At 71.1% G+C, this 17,047-nt stretch carries 16 protein-coding genes; 8 read left to right on the top strand and 8 right to left on the bottom strand.

Features of this window, described 5'->3' with window-relative positions:
• Window positions 1–49 precede the first annotated feature (49 nt).
• Complete coding sequence (locus ACIO3R_RS33620; protein WP_402110813.1) at window positions 50–556, bottom strand: hypothetical protein; 507 nt, start codon at window positions 554–556, stop codon at window positions 50–52.
• A gap of 832 nt (window positions 557–1,388) precedes the next feature.
• On the opposite strand from ACIO3R_RS33620, the gene ACIO3R_RS33615 reads away from it, so the two are divergent.
• The 3 genes from ACIO3R_RS33615 to ACIO3R_RS33605 are packed head-to-tail and all read left to right on the top strand — an operon-like array spanning window position 1,389 to window position 6,149.
• The gene (locus ACIO3R_RS33615) at window positions 1,389–3,851 is read left to right on the top strand and encodes an AAA family ATPase (RefSeq protein WP_402110812.1); all 2,463 of its coding nucleotides are present in this window, start codon (window positions 1,389–1,391) and stop codon (window positions 3,849–3,851) included.
• Window positions 3,852–3,855: 4 nt separating this feature from the next.
• Window positions 3,856–5,163 (top strand): hypothetical protein, encoded by a 1,308-nt coding sequence (locus ACIO3R_RS33610; RefSeq protein ID WP_385028469.1) that lies wholly within the window; start codon window positions 3,856–3,858, stop codon window positions 5,161–5,163.
• Window positions 5,160–6,149, top strand: coding sequence for a hypothetical protein (locus tag ACIO3R_RS33605; protein ID WP_402110810.1), 990 nt, complete (start codon window positions 5,160–5,162; stop codon window positions 6,147–6,149). The genes ACIO3R_RS33610 and ACIO3R_RS33605 overlap by 4 nt, the downstream gene beginning before the upstream one ends.
• A gap of 44 nt (window positions 6,150–6,193) precedes the next feature.
• Here ACIO3R_RS33605 and ACIO3R_RS33600 read toward each other — a convergent pair whose 3' ends face one another.
• A complete protein-coding gene (locus ACIO3R_RS33600) occupies window positions 6,194–6,901 on the bottom strand; it encodes a TetR/AcrR family transcriptional regulator (protein ID WP_402110808.1) in 708 nt (235 codons plus the stop codon).
• Window positions 6,902–6,964: 63 nt separating this feature from the next.
• Here ACIO3R_RS33600 and ACIO3R_RS33595 point away from each other — a divergent pair, with 63 nt between their 5' ends.
• Window positions 6,965–7,948 (top strand): ATP-binding cassette domain-containing protein, encoded by a 984-nt coding sequence (locus ACIO3R_RS33595; RefSeq protein WP_385028478.1) that lies wholly within the window; start codon window positions 6,965–6,967, stop codon window positions 7,946–7,948.
• A complete protein-coding gene (locus tag ACIO3R_RS33590) occupies window positions 7,945–8,781 on the top strand; it encodes an ABC transporter permease (protein WP_385028481.1) in 837 nt (278 codons plus the stop codon). Before ACIO3R_RS33595 ends, ACIO3R_RS33590 begins: the two co-directional genes overlap by 4 nt.
• A 13-nt stretch (window positions 8,782–8,794) precedes the next feature.
• On the opposite strand, the gene ACIO3R_RS33585 is transcribed toward ACIO3R_RS33590, so the two are convergent.
• The 3 genes from ACIO3R_RS33585 to ACIO3R_RS33575 form a co-directional block, all read right to left on the bottom strand.
• Window positions 8,795–9,409 (bottom strand): TetR/AcrR family transcriptional regulator, encoded by a 615-nt coding sequence (locus ACIO3R_RS33585; RefSeq protein ID WP_402110805.1) that lies wholly within the window; start codon window positions 9,407–9,409, stop codon window positions 8,795–8,797.
• A gap of 176 nt (window positions 9,410–9,585) precedes the next feature.
• Window positions 9,586–9,849 carry a hypothetical protein gene (locus tag ACIO3R_RS33580; RefSeq protein WP_123528064.1) on the bottom strand — a complete coding sequence of 88 codons (264 nt, stop codon included), beginning with the start codon at window positions 9,847–9,849 and terminating at the stop codon, window positions 9,586–9,588.
• Window positions 9,850–10,178: 329 nt separating this feature from the next.
• The gene (locus tag ACIO3R_RS33575; RefSeq protein ID WP_385345456.1) at window positions 10,179–10,982 is read right to left on the bottom strand and encodes an SGNH/GDSL hydrolase family protein; all 804 of its coding nucleotides are present in this window, start codon (window positions 10,980–10,982) and stop codon (window positions 10,179–10,181) included.
• A 239-nt stretch (window positions 10,983–11,221) separates the two neighbouring features.
• On the opposite strand from ACIO3R_RS33575, the gene ACIO3R_RS33570 reads away from it, so the two are divergent.
• Window positions 11,222–12,337, top strand: a complete 1,116-nt coding sequence (locus ACIO3R_RS33570) for a DUF5925 domain-containing protein (protein WP_402110804.1) — start codon at window positions 11,222–11,224, stop codon at window positions 12,335–12,337.
• A gap of 112 nt (window positions 12,338–12,449) precedes the next feature.
• Here ACIO3R_RS33570 and ACIO3R_RS33565 read toward each other — a convergent pair whose 3' ends face one another.
• The gene (locus tag ACIO3R_RS33565) at window positions 12,450–12,824 is read right to left on the bottom strand and encodes a GntR family transcriptional regulator (protein WP_385345457.1); all 375 of its coding nucleotides are present in this window, start codon (window positions 12,822–12,824) and stop codon (window positions 12,450–12,452) included.
• A gap of 123 nt (window positions 12,825–12,947) precedes the next feature.
• On the opposite strand from ACIO3R_RS33565, the gene ACIO3R_RS33560 reads away from it, so the two are divergent.
• A complete protein-coding gene (locus tag ACIO3R_RS33560; RefSeq protein ID WP_385028495.1) occupies window positions 12,948–13,868 on the top strand; it encodes a GNAT family N-acetyltransferase in 921 nt (306 codons plus the stop codon).
• Window positions 13,849–14,355: a DUF402 domain-containing protein gene (locus ACIO3R_RS33555; RefSeq protein ID WP_402110802.1), complete on the top strand. Its 507-nt coding sequence runs from the start codon at window positions 13,849–13,851 to the stop codon at window positions 14,353–14,355. Before ACIO3R_RS33560 ends, ACIO3R_RS33555 begins: the two co-directional genes overlap by 20 nt.
• Before the next feature lie 36 nt (window positions 14,356–14,391).
• Here the strand turns inward: ACIO3R_RS33555 and ACIO3R_RS33550 are convergent, their stop codons facing one another.
• On the bottom strand, window positions 14,392–15,870 hold the full coding sequence (locus ACIO3R_RS33550) for a trifunctional class I SAM-dependent methyltransferase/NUDIX hydrolase/VOC family protein (protein WP_402110800.1): 1,479 nt from the start codon (window positions 15,868–15,870) through the stop codon (window positions 14,392–14,394).
• Window positions 15,871–15,982: 112 nt separating this feature from the next.
• Window positions 15,983–16,876: an esterase/lipase family protein gene (locus ACIO3R_RS33545; RefSeq protein ID WP_385028504.1), complete on the bottom strand. Its 894-nt coding sequence runs from the start codon at window positions 16,874–16,876 to the stop codon at window positions 15,983–15,985.
• Between the last annotated feature and the right edge of the window lie 171 nt (window positions 16,877–17,047).

The raw sequence follows: 17,047 nt of genomic DNA, 5'->3' as shown, positions 1-17,047 counted from the left end.
TGCGGTGGGGCTTCGCCATCAGCATCAGCAACTGCAGCGAAAGCGAGTGCTACTTACCTGAGTCGGCCAGTCGAATTCCGGCTGTTTCAAGGGCGAAAGCCGCAGTCTGGTTCCGGTGCAGATAGCCATCATTAGGACAGCCGTCATCCGGGTCACCGGTCGGACACATCGCAGGGTCGTCTTCGTCACCAAAGAGATAGACGTTCACCTCGCAGCCGCCGGAGGAGAAGATCAGCGACAGAACGGCGCCATGCGTGGCGGTCTCGTCAGCGGCGTTGAACCGGTCGGCATCAGCAGAGGCGTAGAACGCCCAGCGGCCAGATGACATGGCCGAAGGGTTCTCGCAGTCTGACGCGCGCAGCTCGTCGAAGTGCTCGGCAGCGAAGGTGTGATCCTCGTGGAAGGTCAGGGACGTGCCCGCCGGACTGGTCCATCGCCCCTGAAGCTGGTCCGCTGAAACGTCTGCGGCATAGATCCCCGCAGCCAAGCCGCAGGAAACAGTCAGCGCGATCACCAGCCCTGTGAAACCGATCGAGCGCCACAACTCTCGGCTCACGCCGACCCCTCCCCGTACCTCCGGGCGGCCAATCTCCTCATGGCCTCATCGACCGAACCTCAACTATATTTGAACACGATCAAATAGCGCAGCGTTCCGCCGTAAAGGCACCAGGCGGAACGTAGGGCTCAGAAAGAGTTGGCCAGGTCTTCGTTGAACGCGGGCGATGCCTGCGGGAGATCCAGCCGGTCGTGTTCCCGCGCAGGATGCTCGCGCAGACCCATATACGTGTCCGCTGGCGCGGCGACGCGAGATGATCGTGAAGCGGGAGGCTGACAAGAAGGGCGGCCCGCCCGGCCATCTCCGCCTGGCTTCCCCTACGGCCCTGATGCGCGCTGGGCAGCCAAGGGCGACGACCTGTTCCGGCTCGGCTACGAGGTCCACCTCACCGAAACCTGCGGCACTCCCGCCGAAGCCGAAGTCCTGCCGTGACGGCTGATCACTGACGCCTCTACCACCGAGGCAAGCCTCCCGGACGTCAAGGCCACCGGCCTGTCCAGCAGAACCTCTCCGAACGCGGTCTCGCACCAGGTGAGCATTATCTCGACGCCGGCTACCCGTCCGCGGCCCTTGTCGATGTCACCGGCCTCCGCCGGTCCCGCTGCCACGGTCTGCCCAAGGTCCACCCTGGCACGCCGTCTCTGCCGGCGCGGGACGAGAAGCTGGATGGCTACGAGGCCTACGCACGGTTGCAGGAACGGGGTGTGAATCTGGAAGCGGGCTGGCAGGCTTGGGGGTTGGGGACGGTGCCGGGAAGACCTGCCCGGGGGCACGGGGTGGGCGGCTGGACGAAAGAGGTAAGCGGGTAAGGGCGTGTTCGAGACGGAGTGAGATGAGCGAATCGCGGATGGACAGGGACAGCCAGGTACGTCGGCTGATGTCGAGTCTGAGGGTCACCCGAAGGGTCTTCGTGCTGTATGGGCTGCCAGGATCCGGTAGGTCCGCGCTGGCAGAGGAGTTGGCCCACGAGGCCTGCGCGTCGTTGCGCCTGCCCGTCCACTGGCTCTCGCTCGGCGTCCGGGCCACCACCCCGGAGCGACTGGTTCTGCGGCTGCTGCTGACCTCGGGTGCTGCGCAGGCCGAACTCGGTCCAGCTCTCTTGAGCACACCCGAGTTTCTGTCCGGCCTGGCCACGGCGGCCTGTCAGAACCACTTCCGGGCCCACCCAGCGGTGATCGTGCTGGACGACCTGCCCGAGGACATCAACGGCAAGGACTTCCTGTCGATGGCCGTTCGACTGCTGGAAGACACACGTTGCGTGCTGATCGCCACCACCACCCGAGCGAGCCGCACTTCGCGTTCGGACCGTTCGGGCGTCATCCAGCACCGAGTGGACCTGACGCCCGAGGCATACCAGGATCTGCTGTCCACGACGCGGCGGGCGCCTACCCTGCTCCGCACCCTGGCGGCCTGGGAGGGTGCGGAGTTCTCGCCGGACATAGCGTTGCCCGTCGAGGACCTGACCACCGCAGAGTGGCGCGAGGCGGTCGTGGGGCTGCACCAAGAGGGCCTGCTGCAACAACCTCGCCCCGGCTGGTACGAACTGCGCCCCGCCCTACGCACCCAGCTCGCCCTCGGCCACACCCCCGAAGCGCTCCGATCCAGTTCACAGCGGTTGGACTTGGGACTGTCCCGGGCCGTGCCGGGCGAGCCGGGCGCACTGGGTGATGCTGCCGAGCCCTACGTCGACCTCGCGCTACGTCTGTGCCGGTCCCGCGAGGCGAACTCCCATGAATTCACCACATGGCTGGCGCACCAGCTTGTCGGCGAAGGCGCCCTGCTCCCGCTGCTGATGCTGAGGACCGGGCTGGGCCATGCGACCGACGACCGGGACATCCTGAGGGTTCCACTGGCCGCCGCCGCTCGGCAGACCGGGCAGCCACAGACCGCGGCGGAGGCACTGGCAGGCATCGACACCCCGGACGCCGTCCGCGAACTCGCCATGACCCGGCACCACATGGGACAGCTGGACACCGCAGAGGCCCCCCTCGACGCCCTCCCCACCGACGTACCGGACGGCTGGGCCCTGCACACCCGCGCCTCGATCCGCACCGACCGCGGCGAGCTGAGCGACGTCGGCCGACTGCTGCGGCGCGCGATCGAGACCCACCAGGTGCATGGCGACCGCCGCGGCGAGGCATGGGCCGTCTTCCACTACGGGCGGTGGCGGCTGATGTGCGGCGACCCGGAGGAGGCACGCAAACGGCTCGAGACTGCGAGGTTCACGTTCCGCGACATCGGCGACGTGGTGGGAGCGGCCTGGGCCGGCACCGAGCTGTGCAGGGTCGAACTCCTGCTGAACGGGGACCGACCGGACGTGATGCTGGAGCTCAAGGCCGCGCCCTTGGCTCACCGGGAGCACGGCGACGTTCGGGGGGAGGCCTGGGCGACTCTGCTCCAGGGGATGGCGTACGCGGACGCGGACCTACCGGGTTCGGCGGCGCATGTGCTGCTCCAGACTCTGCGGCTCTTCGAGAGCGTGCCGGACCGGCTGGGTATCGCCTGGACCAGGCACCACCTCGCGTGGCTGACGAGGGGCGACCGAACAGCAGAACTCCGCCGGGTCCTGGACGCCTTCGACGAAACCGGATGCCTAAACGGCCAGGCCTGGACCCTGCTCCTGCAGGCAGCCCCGCCCGACGCCGATCGTGGGCGACTCGACGAGGCTCAGTCGCGCTTCGAGGCGCTCGGCGACTCCGCGGGCGAGCATTGGGTGGCGGTCGTGCGCGACGGCCCTGGCTCCAGCCGTGGGGCGCGCGCAGTCCGAGCGCTCACGAACTGCTATCCGCGCCCCGTCCTGAAGAACACGGAGTGGGACGACTTCGACACCGTCCCGCTCATGGTCCGCCACCTCCTCCCGGAGGCGGCCGCCTCACCGGACGGCGCCCCGCCCGGTGAGGTGTCTCCCGCCGCCTTCGTCCGCCTCGCCCTCCTCGACGACTCACCCGCCACCGGAGGGGGAGCCCGCATCGTGCTGCGTGTGGAGCCCGGCGGCGAGTACTCCGGGGCGACGTCGGAGGAACTCCTGCCACCGCTGACCGCGCGGGCAACCCCGTTGACGCGCGCCGACGTCGACCCGACACACTCCGTGCCGGTCAACGGAACCGCCCTCTTCCGTTTCACCCCCTATCAGACGGGCCGCCACCGCATCCGCTTCACCGTCGAGGACGCCGAATCCAACACGGTCCTCCAACAAGTGGAGACGGAGATCGAGGTCATCCGCACCACCCGCGCCGCTCCCGGCTCCGCCGCGCCGCAGCCCATGCCCACTCCCGCCTTCGCACAGGGGGCCTGACCCCGTGGCCCGTGAACTCCCCGTCCAGGTCGTCCAGGACCCAAGCCTCGGCTTCACCCGGCTTCCCCAACAGGTAGCGCCACCCGACTTGGTCATCGTGCTCGACGTACGCGGCGACGACCGCATCCTGGCCCGGATGCACGGCCCCGCAGTGCCGGCGCTGAGCGGCACCGAGCACCGAGCCTTCCTGGAGGTGAAGCCCTCGGAGGCACGGCACGTGACCGGGCGGCTGCGCCGTCGATGGAAGGAGGAGTTCGTCGCCGTACAACCGTTCGACGGGTCGCGGCGTCCCGCGCCCGGCCGCCCGGACTTCCCCTACGCCACGCTCGCTGACCTGACAGGCGAGCCGCAGGACGAACTGCTGGCCACTGTGTCGGAACTCGCCGGATACGGAACCCATTTGCTCTTCGACGTCCTGCTCGGCGGGAAGAGCGAGGACGTCGGGCTCTTCCGGGCCTTCCTCACCGAGGCGCTGTCCGCGGAGAAACCGCTGCGCGTCCGATTCGACTCGGACCTCTTTGTGCCATGGCCGATGCTGTGCCTGCCGCCCGACGCGACGGACGAGCCCGGCCTCCCCGGGGTTTTCCGCCGCTTCCTCGGACACCGCCACTGGATCGAGCAGACCGGCGGTTACTACGCGATGATCGCCGACGGACGCAAGCACCCGCCGCCCGCCGTGCCGGCCGTGAGCCTCAACCACGACACCGGCGTGGATCCACGGGGCAGAACCCGGGCCACCGATGTGAAGGCGGTCCTGGCCCGGGGCGGCACGCTGGCCGAGCGGACGACCCGCAGGGAGTTCGTGCGGGCGCTCGCGGACCCGACGCTCGACGAGCAGCTGATGTATTTCTGGTGCCATGGCGAATTTGAGTCGGCCGATGCCGAACCGCCCTATCTCGTGGTGAAGTTGGAGGACAAGCTCGCCATCGACGCCTACACGGTCCGCGAGTACCGCCCAGCCCGCCGCGACTGCGCACCGTTCCACCCCTTCGTCCTCCTCAATGCCTGCTACGCCGGCATCCCCGGCAACAGCGACGCCGACCTCGCCTACTTCGGGCGCGCCCTCATCGAGACCGGCGCGCGCGGCATCCTGGGACCGCAGATAGAGATGCCACAGGTCTTCGCGGCGGAGTACGCCCTGGAGTTCCTCGGCCGCTACCTGAACGGCGGCGAATCCGCGGGCGCGGTCGCCCACGCCGTGGCGCGGCACTTCGCCGACAACCTGCACAACCCGCTGGGCTTCGCCTACGCCCTGCACTGCGGCATGGACGCCCGCCTGGTAAGAGCCGAGCCCGTCGAGGCCACCTCATGAGCCCAGCCGACGTATCTGACGACATCCACGTCGTAGACCTCGGCCCCGACGGCTGGCTCCTCGAAGACACCCCCGTCGGCCCCCGCCCCGTCCCCACGAACCGTCTCGCCGACCACTTCGCCGAGGCGCTGTGTCCGCCCGTCTGGGCCACCGACCTGATCGTCTACGCACACGGCTGGCAGACCAGCCCCGAGACCGCGCTCGACGCCGTCCAGCGACTGCTCGCGCTCGCGGACACCCAGCACAACTCCGAGCGGTACCCCCGGCTGAAGCCCTGGCATCCCTGGACCGTCCTGGTCCGCTGGCCGTCCCGCTCCCTGCCCTCTCTCGGTGGCTACCGCCGTATCCGAGACCGGGCGCACGCCATGAGTACGGAGGGACACGCCGCCCGGGTCATCGGGCGGCTGCTCGGCTACGTGGACTCACACCGCGTAGACCCGGCCGCGCCGCCCGTGCTCGCCAACCGCGAGGGGCAGTATCTCCACCTGGTCGGGCACTCCTTCGGCTGCCGTTTCCTGTGCGAGGCCGTGCAGTGGGCGGCCGACCCGCCGCTCACACTGGGCTGGAACACTCCGGAACCGACGGGGCGGCCGTTCACCGCGGACTCGATGCTCCTGTTGCAGATGGCGGCGCCGCGCGACGCCTTCGCTTCGATGTTCACCGCGCTCGGCGAGGCACCCTTGCGCGGCCCGATCGTGGCGACGTACTCGCGGCATGACCGCGCCACCGGCTTCTGGCACCTGCGCGCGGAGAAACGCGCGGGCATCGGCCACTCCGGAATCGGTACCGCGCCCGCGCCTGTTTCGGCGATCCGGATGCTGCCGCCCGGGGAGGCGTATCCCCTGGCTGCGCTCAACCACCGGTTCGTCAGCGTCGACGCGAGCGAGGTGTTCGTCCGCGGGCACGGGCCCGCGGGCGCCCACTCGGACCATCTGCGGCCGGAGTCCGCCCATCTGCTGCTGTCCCTGGCCGACCACAGCCGGTGAGTGCACACAGCCGGCAAACCAGGCATCGCAAAATAAAGATCACGTCAGCGGCCGAACGATTCCAGTACCCGGCCGATCGCCCGGTCGAAGAGCTTCTCCTCATCGACCGGCCCGGCGTCCTCGGCGAATCCCGCCGCCAGCCGCGGATACTTCCCGGTCGACATCTGGCTCATCAGATAGCCGGTGCGGGCGGCCTGTTCCTGTTCCTCGGTCCAGGGCAGCGAGCGGCCGCGCTCCGCCGTGGCGATCTCATGGGCGGCGTAGGTGGTGACCACGCCGCTGACCATGGCGACGAGTTCCATCTTCGCGCCGAACGGTGCGTCGACCCCGTCCAGGCAGCTCAGCGTGTATTCCAGATAGCGCAGGACGTTCGGGCTGAATCCGTACACGGGTGACATCAGCCGGGGCATCCAGGTGTGGCGGTGCATCATCCGGCGGGCCTGACGGGCGAGGGCCAGGATGTCGGCGCGCCAGTCCCCGGAGGGTTCCGGGTAGTCGTAACCGGCGCTGACCGCGTCGAGCATCAGCTCGTACAGGTCCTCCTTGCGGGGCACGTAGTTGTACAGCGACATCGTGCCGCAGCCCAGCTCGGCCGCCACCTTCCGCATCGACACCGCGTCAAGGCCCTCCACGTCCGCGATGCGCACGGCGGCCGCCGCGATGTCCGCACGGCGGTACGCGGGCTTCGGCCCGCGGCCGGACCGCTCCGGACGCGCCCAGATCACTTCGGGTACAGCGGGTCGCTCCACCATTGATCATCACCTCGATCCCCATGGTAGTTACGTACGGCGTACGTAGTGCGATACGGTGATGACATGACAACTACGTACGCTGTACTTAGTGAAGGTCTGGAGAAGCGCTACGGCTCCGTCCACGCGCTGCGCGGTCTCGATCTGGCCGTGGCCGAAGGCACCGTCTGCGGAGTACTGGGGCCCAACGGCGCCGGCAAGACCACCGCCGTGCGGGTACTCACCACATTGACCGCCCCCGACGGCGGGAGCGCCCGGGTCGCCGGTCACGACGTGGTGCGCGAGGCAGGTGCGGTACGGGCGGCGATCGGCGTCACGGGGCAGAGCGCCTCGGTCGACGGCGAGCTGTCCGGCCGTCAGAACCTGCGGCTCTTCGCCAGACTGCTCAAGTTCCGCGGCGAGGCCGTCCGGAGCCGGACCGAGGACCTCCTCGAACGCTTCGGGCTCGCCGACGCGGCCGACCGCCCGGCCCGCACCTACTCCGGCGGGATGCGGCGGCGGCTGGACCTCGCCGCCAGCCTGCTCGCCCGGCCGCACGTGCTGTTCCTGGACGAGCCGACCACCGGGCTCGACCCGCACAGCCGCAATCAGATCTGGACGGCGGTACGGGAGCTGGCGGGCGCCGGCACCACCGTCCTGCTCACCACGCAGTACCTGGAGGAGGCCGATCAGCTGGCCGACGACATCGTGCTCGTCGACAGCGGCCGGGCGGCCCATCGGGGCACCCCGGCCGAGCTGAAGGCACAGATCGGCAGCTACGCCGAGGTCGTCGTCGGCGATCCGTCGGCCCTCGTCCCGGCCGCCGCCGTCCTGGACCGGCTGACGGGCGCAGAACCGGTCCTGGACCACGAGCGCCACACGGTGGGCGTCGTCGCCTCCGATCCCGCGCTCACGCTGCCCCGGATCGTCCGCGAACTGGACGCGGCGGGCGCGGCGGTGATCGACGCGAGTCTGCGGCCGCCCACCCTGGACGAGGTCTTCCTGCGCCTGACCGGCCGTGACACCGGCCGCACCACCCCACTGACAAGGACGAAGGAGACGGCGGCATGAGCGGCGGCACACTCGTGGCGGAGCGGCCCACGGCGGACACCGCCGGAAACGCGAACACACCGGTCGCGGACGGACTGGCCGTACTGGGCCGCCATCTGCAACGGATCAAGGCGGCCCCCGGCGTGGTGATCCTGACCCAGACCATGCCGATCACGATGCTGCTGTTCTTCGGGTACGTGTTCGGCAGCGCCCTGGCCGTGCCGGGCCAGGAGTACCGCGCCTTCCTGGTGCCGGGGCTGCTCGCGGCCACCGCGGCGAACGGCATCATGACCGGGATGTTCCAGTCGGCGCAGGACTGCCACCGGGGCGTGACGGACCGGTTCCGCACACTGCCGATGAGCCGGTCCGCCGTGCCGTTCGGGCAGACCGCGGCCGACCTGCTGACCACGGCCGTCGGCATGGTCCCGCTGATCCTGGTCGGGCTCGCGGTGGGCTGGCGGATCGAGGGCGGCCCGGCCGCCGCGCTGGGGGCGTTCGGACTGCTGATGCTGTTCCGGTTCGCCACCGCGTGGGTGGGCTGCTGGCTCGGGCTGCTGATCCGCAGCGAGGAGGCGGCCGGTCAGCTGGGCGCCGCCACGTTCGTCCTGCCGCTGCTCTCCAGCGCGTACATCCCGACCGGCAACCTGCCCGGCCCGCTGCGCACCCTCGCGGAGTGGAACCCGATCAGCGCGGCCGCCGCGGCCGCCCGGGATCTCTTCGGCAACGCCGCACCGGTCGCGGACGCCGCCTGGCCGGCCGCCCATCCGGTGGCCGGGACGCTCCTCTGGTCGGCGGTGCTGCTCGTGGTCGCCGTACCGCTGTCCGTACGCCGGTACGCACGCGGCGGCGGGTGACGGGCGGCGGCTCTCAGGGGCAGTCGGACAGCGCGGCCGGCCGGTCCAGCGCACCCAGCAGGGAGATGAAGCTCGACTCCAGAAAGGCGCCGAGCTCCGCGAGGGCGTCCGGTCCGTCGGGCGGCCAGCTCGTGACGGCCTCCTCGGCGAAGGCCATCCAGGCCCGCGCGGCGACGAGCAGCCGGGGCGAATCCGGCATCCCGAGCCGCCGCTGCCCCTCCTCCACCCGCCGGGCCAGGGTGGCCCGGGTGGACTCGACGATGTCCTCCACCGCGGGATGGCTGCCGGCGGCGCCGCGGACCAGCGCGAGATAGACCTTGCGGTGCTCCGTGACGTACGCCGCGAAACCGGCGATGAACGACCGCAGCCAGGGGACGGGCTCCAGCGAGGGGTCCGGTTCCGTGGCTGCGGCGAAGTCGTCGCACTCCCGCCGCACCACGCAGCGGTAGAAGTCGCGCTTGGAGTCGAAGTAGTGGAAGAGCAGTCCCCGGGAGATACCGGCGCGGCGCGCCACGTCATCGGTGGAGAGCTCGTCCAGCGAGCGATCGGCGAGCATGTCCACGCCAATCGATACCAACTGCGCCTTTCGCTCGTCGGGGCTCAGGCGCGCGGCTCGCTTATCGGGCATACGGTCAGTCTAGAAGTACTTCGACACCGAATTACCTCGCCACCCATTCCACCGCAGGCCGACGGGGCCCACAGCCACACCGAGAGCCTCACGCGGACATGGCGACGCGCCACTGCCGGCCCCGGGGATGACGGGAGAGCGGGCAGCAGCGCGGTACCTGGACCGGGGCCGTCGGATCAGCGGCGGCTACCGAAGAGCGAGCGTCGCAGTCGCCGCAGAGGCGCGAAGAGCGAGACACGCGCACTCTTGCTCCGGCGTGTGTGCGCGGCGTCGCGCGAGGTGAGCTCGCGCATCAGCAGCGTCGCCTCCGCGGAATCGCGCTGCGGGACGACAGGGCCGCCCAGCACCGCGAGATGGCGGTCGAGGCGCGAACTCGTCGCACCGCTCCCGCAGGTAATAGCAGGCACTCGCGGCCTGCTGCGCACCGTTATCTGTTCCATGTCACTCCCCACCCGTACGAGGGCACCCGACCCGGGCAGGGTAACCCTATCCCCCCGCACCGACACTCGTGTATCCCGGGCACAGGATCGAGCACACACATACGGAGGTTGACGACGGTTCTCCGAATCCGCCCGATTCCAGGGCGAGTTGGACAGAGCATCAGCGACCGGACACCTCGGGCCCGACCGGCAGAAGGCACCCGGAAGGAGGTCCCTGCCCACGGGACCTCCTCCCGGCGGACGGCCGAAGCGGCGACCGAGGCGTCGACCGAAGAGAACGGACGAGGCGGACGGACGCGGCGGACGGACGAAGGGCGTCGACGCGGCTGTCAGGCGGCCGAGTTGAGGACGGGGAGATAGCCACCGGACTGCCCGGCGGCGAAGGGGTGGTACGACTCCCCGATGTCGAGCCAGTTGAGGCTGTGCAGCCAGGCGCTTCCCGAGCAGATCTCGTGCCCGGTGAACTTGCCCGTGACGTCACCGAAGGTGAACCCGTGGTCGGCCGCGCGCTTGGCGGTGGCCGCGTTCAGGTAGTCGGACGCGCCGTTGATGGCGGAGCGCACCTTGTCACTCAGGCCGACGACGCAGCTGCCGCCGATCTTGTAGAAGCGCGGGTAGCCGAGGACGACGACGTGGGCGGACGGAGCCTTGGCGCTGATCGCCGAGTACACCGAGTCGAGCTTGCCCGGCAGCGTGGTGTCCACATAGCTGCGGGCGGTGGCGATCCGGCTGAGGCAGGTGGCCTCCGACTGGAGGACACAGGTCGTCATGACGTCGGAGAATCCGGCGTCGTTGCCGCCGATGGAGAGGGAGACGAGGTCGGTCGAGGCGTTGAGCGGTCCCAGCTGACCGGCGGTCACGTCACCGGTACGCGCCCCGGAGCAGGCGGTGAAGGCGAACGAGGCGGGAGAGTGCGCCGCCGCCCAGAGCGAGGGATAGGCGAGGGTGCTGCGCTTGCAGTCCCCGCTGGAGCTGATGTAGCTGCCCGAGCCGACACCCGAGGAGTACGAGTCGCCGAGGGCGACGTAGTCGACGGCCTGGACGGACGGAGCGGCGTTCGCGGTGGCCGCCCCGGTCAGGGCGATGACGGCACCGAGCAGGAGCGAGGACGAGAACGCCACGAGTCTGGACATTTTCAATGGAATCTCCCTTGGACCGACCAGCAGGATCTCTGCCACCTACGTGGTAGCAGCAGGGATGGCCATTCCGGAAGTGTGCATGCCAAGTCGAACGGATGACCTTTGAGCGCCGGTCCCCTGAGGGCGCGTCACTCCGGCGCGCGGAAGATCGCTGCGAGCGCCCGCCCCGCTGCCCGGCCGGCGCGCAGGAAGGTGGCGAAACCTGGGTGCGCCGGGTGCCCCGGTGCCGGATCATGGGCGCCATGTCCGCCAACCCCGAGTCCGCGCTGCCGATCCGGCTCACCGTCGACGACAGCGACTCCCCGTCCGACGTCGTCGACGCGCTGTTCCTCGGCCGCTTCGCGACGGGCGAGCAGTCGTACTCGCACAGCACCTCCCTCGACCGGGTCAGGAGCGGGGTGACGCTGCTGCCCGCGGCCGCCACGGTGCTGCGCGCCGCACGTGACGACGACCGCAGCGCCACGCTCGCCGAGGGCGAGGGCTGGACGCTGCTCGTCTCGCGGTGGAACCGAGGGGCCGACGTCACGGTCACCGCGACCAGCGCCGAACTGGCCAGGAAGGTGCTCGACGAGGCCACGGACGGCGCCCAGGACGAGCCCGATCCGCAGCCCGAGAACGTGACCATGGGCTTCTGGCACATGTCGCCGCGCCGCGGCCCGTCCCGCACCACCCGGCAGATCACGGCCGGCACCTGGGACGAGGTCCGCGCCAACTACACCGCCCCGGTGGCTGATGCCATGGACCGGCTGATGAAGGTCACCCCGGACGACGTCGCGGGCCGGCTGCTCCTGCTGCACGGCCCGCCGGGCACCGGCAAGACCTCCGCCCTGCGCACCCTGGCCCGTTCCTGGCGGGACTGGTGCCAGGTCGACTGCGTACTCGACCCCGAGCGGCTCTTCAACGACGTCGGCTACCTGATGGACATCGCGATCGGCGAGGACGACGGCAGCGCGAAGGGCCGCTGGCGGCTGCTGCTCCTGGAGGACTGCGACGAGCTGATCCGCGGCGAGGCCAAGCACACGGCCGGCCAGGCGCTGTCCCGGCTGCTGAACCTCACGGACGGGCTGCTGGGCCAGGGTCGCAACGTGCTCGTCGGGGTGACCACCAACGAGGACCTGGAGCGGCTGCACCCGGCGGTCGTCAGGCCGGGCCGCTGCCTGGCCCGGATCGAGGTGGGCCCGCTGACCCGCAAGGAGTCGGTGGCCTGGCTGGGCACGGACGAGGGCCTGGGACGCGAGGTGGCCCACGAGGGCGTGACCCTGGCGGAGCTGTACGCGCTGCGCCGCGGCACGGGGCCCGCGTCGGTCCCCCAGCAGGACTCGGGCGCGGACGCGGGCCTGTACCTCTGAGGGCGGCGGGAGCCGGTCGCGCCCGCGCGGGCGCGGGTCCGCCGTCGGGGATACGGCACGGGGGCGCGTCGAGTCCGCGCCCGGTGGCCGAGGACGCCGGGCCGCCCTCGTCTCACCCCGAGTACACCGCCCGTACCGCGTCCTGCGCCAGCGCGAGCGCCCTCGCCCGGGACACGCCCAGCCGTCGGGCCTGCTCCGCGTACTCCCGCGCCGCGGACGCCGCGTTGCGGTCGGCCGCGTCCCCCGCCGCGGCGACGAACGTCCCGTTGCGCCCACGGGTCTCGATCACCCCGTCCGCCTCCAGCGCCCGGTACGCCTTGGCGACCGTGTTGGCGGCGAGGCCCAGCTCCTCGGCGAAGCCGCGTACGGTCGGGAGTCTGTGGCCGACCGGCAGCGCGCCGGAGCGGGCCAGTTCGGAGATCTGCGTGCGCAGTTGCTCGTAAGGGGCGGTGCCGGAATCCGGGTCAACGGAGATCTTCAGAGTCACGGGCCCGATTCTCCACCCACCGCCCGCGTCCGTCGGCACCTGCCAACCGGGTCCGGCCCCGGAGCCACCCGTCACCGGAAAATCACGGGCGGCCGGGCGGCGCCTCCGGGTACGGTCCGGCGCATGACTGTCATCGTGCGCGACTTCCGCACCTCCGACGCCGAGGACTGGGTACGGGTACGGCGCGCGGCGCTCCCGTTCATGGTGACCACCCCGGAAGCGGTCGTCTTCGGCCTGGCGAACGCCCATCCCGACAAGCGGTACCGCCTGCTGGTCGCGGAGGAGGACGGCGAGATCATCGGAACGGCCGAGGCCGGTCTGTCCCACGAGAGCCCCCGGCCGGGCCAGGCGTCCTGCAATCCGCACGTCCATCCGGAGCGGACCGGCCGGGGCGCGGGCTCCCTGCTGCTGCGCACGGCCGAGGAGCATCTGGCCCTGGCCGGTGCGACCGAGATCTACAGCTGGGTGCTGGACACCCCCGGCGACCGGGCGTTCGCCGAGCGGCACGGATACGTCCCGAGCCGGCCGGCGCACTTCATGCGTCTGGATCTGGCGGGCGGCACCCTGCCACCCCGTCAGGAGCCCCCGGCCGGTGTCGAGCTGCGGACCGGCGCCGATTTCGACGACGACCCGCGCGCGCTGTTCGAGGCGGACGCCGAGACCACCGCGGACGAGCCCGGCGACACACCGTCCCAGCCGTCGGACTACGAGAAGTGGCTCACCGAGACCTGGCGCAGTCCCGGGCTCGACCACCGGCTGACCTCGGTGGCGGTGGTCGACGGCGAGGTCGCGGCGTTCAGCGCGGCGGAGTGCGACGGCTCGGGCCGCTACTGGTCGGGGATGACCGGCACCCGGCGGGCGTACCGCGGGCGCGGGCTGGCGAAGCTCGCCAAGAACGACTCGCTGCACCGGGCGCGCGCCGCCGGGTACACCGACGCGTACACCGGCAATGACGCCGGCAACGGGCCGATGCTGGCGATCAACCGGTGGTTCGGCTACGAGATCTGCGCGACGGAGGTGCGCCATGTCCGCAGGGTCGGCTGAAGCGGAACCGGCGGAACTGACGGTCGTCCTGGTCAAGGCCGGAAAGACCAAGATCAGCTACCCCGCCGCCCTGCTCGCCGACAACGGCACCCGGGTGACGGTACGGGCCCCCTGGGCCTCCCCGCTGGTCCGTGACTTCGGCTTCGTACGCTTCGAGCCGGGTGACGTCTTCACCGAGCACTACTGGCGCGACGCCTGGTTCGCGGTGAAGGAGGTCCGCGACGGTGCGGGCGAACTCAAGGGCTGGTACTGCGATGTGACCCGCCCGGCCGTGCTGCGGGACGGCGAGCTGGTCGTCGAGGACCTGGATCTCGATCTGTGGGTGCCGGCGGACCGCTGCGGCGTACTGCGCCTGGACGAGGACGAGTTCGAGGAGAGCGGACTGGCGGGGCGCGATCCGGAGGCGGCCGGTGCCGCCGTCGCGGCGCTGGACGAGCTGGAGCGCCTCGCCCGTACGCCGGAGGGCTTCGCCGGCCTGCTGGGCTGAGGGCTCCCGGCACCGCCCGGACCGGCCGAGGGCCCCTCAGCCGGCCACCAGCTCCACCTCGTACCCCGCCGCGTCCTCCAGGTACGCGGCCACGTGGCCGTCGCCGCCCGCATGGGGGTGACGGTCCGTGAAGAGCAGCCGCCAGCCGTGGTCCGGGGCGCGGGCCACCAGCGCGTCCAGGGCCGCCCGGTCCGCCACGTGGAACGCCAGGTGGTTGAGGCCCGGACGGCACCGCTCGTGCGCCCCGGGAACCAGATCGGGCGACTGCTCGATCACCACATAGCTGTCGGCCCGCCGCCAGCTGCGCCCGTGCGTCCACCGCTGGTACGGGACATGGCCCAGCTCGCCGAGGAGCCAGCCCCATCCCGTCTCGGCCACCGCGAGATCGGGCACCCACAGCTCGATGTGGTGGACCCGCCCGGTGCGGACCCCGCCGGCCGGCAGCGGGACCGCGCGGCGGGGGCCCCGCGGCGCGTACGCGACGGTGTCGCCGTCCTCGTGCCAGTGGATCAGGAACCGCTCCCCCGTCCGGTAGCCGTCCAGTCCGGCGCGGCAGTACGCGACCATGTCGTCCGGCAGGGCGTCCAGCGGGAACCACGCCAGCTCCGAGCACTTGTCCGGTTCGCGGTTGTACGGCGGCCGCGCCGGGTCGTACTCCGCCTCGAAGAACCAGCCGGTCCGGGGGTTGCCGCCGGGCCCCCGGTGCTGCATGACGAGGGCCACCCGCAGCTCCTCCGGTTCCAGGGCGATCCCGATCTCCTCGGCCGCCTCGCGGATCATGCCCTCGCGGACGTCCTCGCCGTCCTCGACGTGTCCGGACGGGGCGTGCAGCAGCCCGTCCGCGTACCCGGTGCCGGCCCGGCGGGCGAGCAGGACGTCGGGGCCGCGCCGCAGGAGCAGGTGCACGTCCACGACCTCGGTGTGCCGGCGGGGCGGTTCGGCGCGGGCCACCAGGGTGTAGCGCTCGTCGTCGACGTCCTTGCCCCAGAGATCGCGGTCGCCGGAGAGCCGCTCGTGGTGGATGCGCTCGGTGAACGGAGCGAGCAGCGAGGTCAGTTGGGCGGCGGACAGCCCGACCCCGTTCCACACGCCCTCGATCAGCACCAGTCTGCCGCCGGGCCGCAGCAGGCCGAACCAGTGCCGCAGGACCGCCGCCGGGTCGGGCAGCAGCCACACCACGTGCCGGGCCAGGATCACGTCGAACCGCTGCTTGCCGACGGGCGGTGCGGCGGCGTCCCCGGCCAGCACCTCGGTGCCCGTACCGGCCAGCTTGGCGCGCGCCTGCTCCACCATGCGCGGCGAGCGGTCCACGGCGGTGACCCGGTGCCCCTGCCCGGAGACGAGCAGCGCCAGGCTTCCGGTGCCGCACCCCAGGTCGAGAACCTCGGAACGCTCCCGGGGCAGCCAGCCCTCCAGCCGCTGCGCCCAGGCGTGCCGGACCACGGGGTCGAGCAGACCGTGGTCGGGCTCCTCGTCGAAGGAATCGGCGGCGGAGTCCCAGTCGATCGTCGTCATGGACCGATCGTGCCATCTGCCGCCGGGCCGTCTCCACCGCACGGCACGGCCGCCGGGAGACCGGACGGCCCCGGGGCCGTCCGGTCTCCTGACCCGTTCCTGGCGAAAGGCCCTAACCGACGGCCGAGGCGCAGGTGGTCGGGGTGGCGTGCGCCGGGTCCAGGGCGTTCGCCACCTCGTGGTAGGCGACCCGGTCGATGGTCCCGATCGCCACGTGCTCGGACAGGTCGACCGGGCACAGGTCCTGGAGCAGGACGTTGTGCACGTCGGGTCCGTCCAGGAACTGCGTCCGGTACGGGGTCACGACCTCGTCGTACCTGGTCGAGATGACGGTGTAGTGCACGCCGGGCACGGTGTCGCCGCCCGCGTTGAGCTTGGTGATGAAGGGGGATCCGGCCACCTGGTCGGCGAGTCCGGGTGTGCCGGCGTTGAGCAGGTCCCCGGCGCCGGGGAAGTACGGCAGCAGCTTCGTCAGGCCGAGGAGGGTGGTGCCGTGGTTGTCGGGCGCGAGCCCGATCATGGCGTTCACCCGGTCTCCCCCGCCGAGGAACTTCAGGTAGTAGTTCGGCATCATGCCGCCCTGGGAGTGGCCGACGATGTCCGCCTTGGGTGCCCCGGTGGAGGCGAGCACCTTGTCGACGAAGACCGCGAGCTGCCCGGCCGACTTGTCGATCGGGCCCAGGCCGTTGAAGAGCGGCACCCCGGGGAGCTGCCCGTAGTCGAGCGAGTAGACGCAGTAGCCCCGGTTCACCAGGTAGGGGGCGAGGACGAGCCAGTTGTCGACCGAGTTCCCGAAGGTTCCGTGGACCAGGACGACGGGCCGGGGATGGGCTGCGGAGGGTTTGCAGGAGTAGTCGTTCCAGCCACGCGAGGTGGCCGCGGCTGCGGTGGGGGCGGCTGCAGCGGCAGTGGCCGTGGGGGTGGCGACTGCGGCGACTGCGAGGAGCAGTGCGGCGAGGGTTCTGCGCGCTCGTGGGGTGCGCGGCGCACGGGTCCAGGGCAGCATCGTGGGGTCTCCTTGCGGCTCAAGGGAGTTGCGATGTCTGTGCACCCTGCGGCCCGGACCACAAGTTGGCGAAGTTCTACGTGCTCATGCCAACCTACGCACGGGTAAGGTTGCCTGGGAAGTTACGCGTCGGTAAAAAATGACGCGGTGGTGACCACGGCTTCAGGACAG

It is taken from the genome of Streptomyces sp. NPDC087428 (assembly GCF_044744085.1).
Lineage (GTDB): Bacteria > Actinomycetota > Actinomycetes > Streptomycetales > Streptomycetaceae > Streptomyces.
This window is presented reverse-complemented; position numbering and strand designations above follow the sequence as displayed.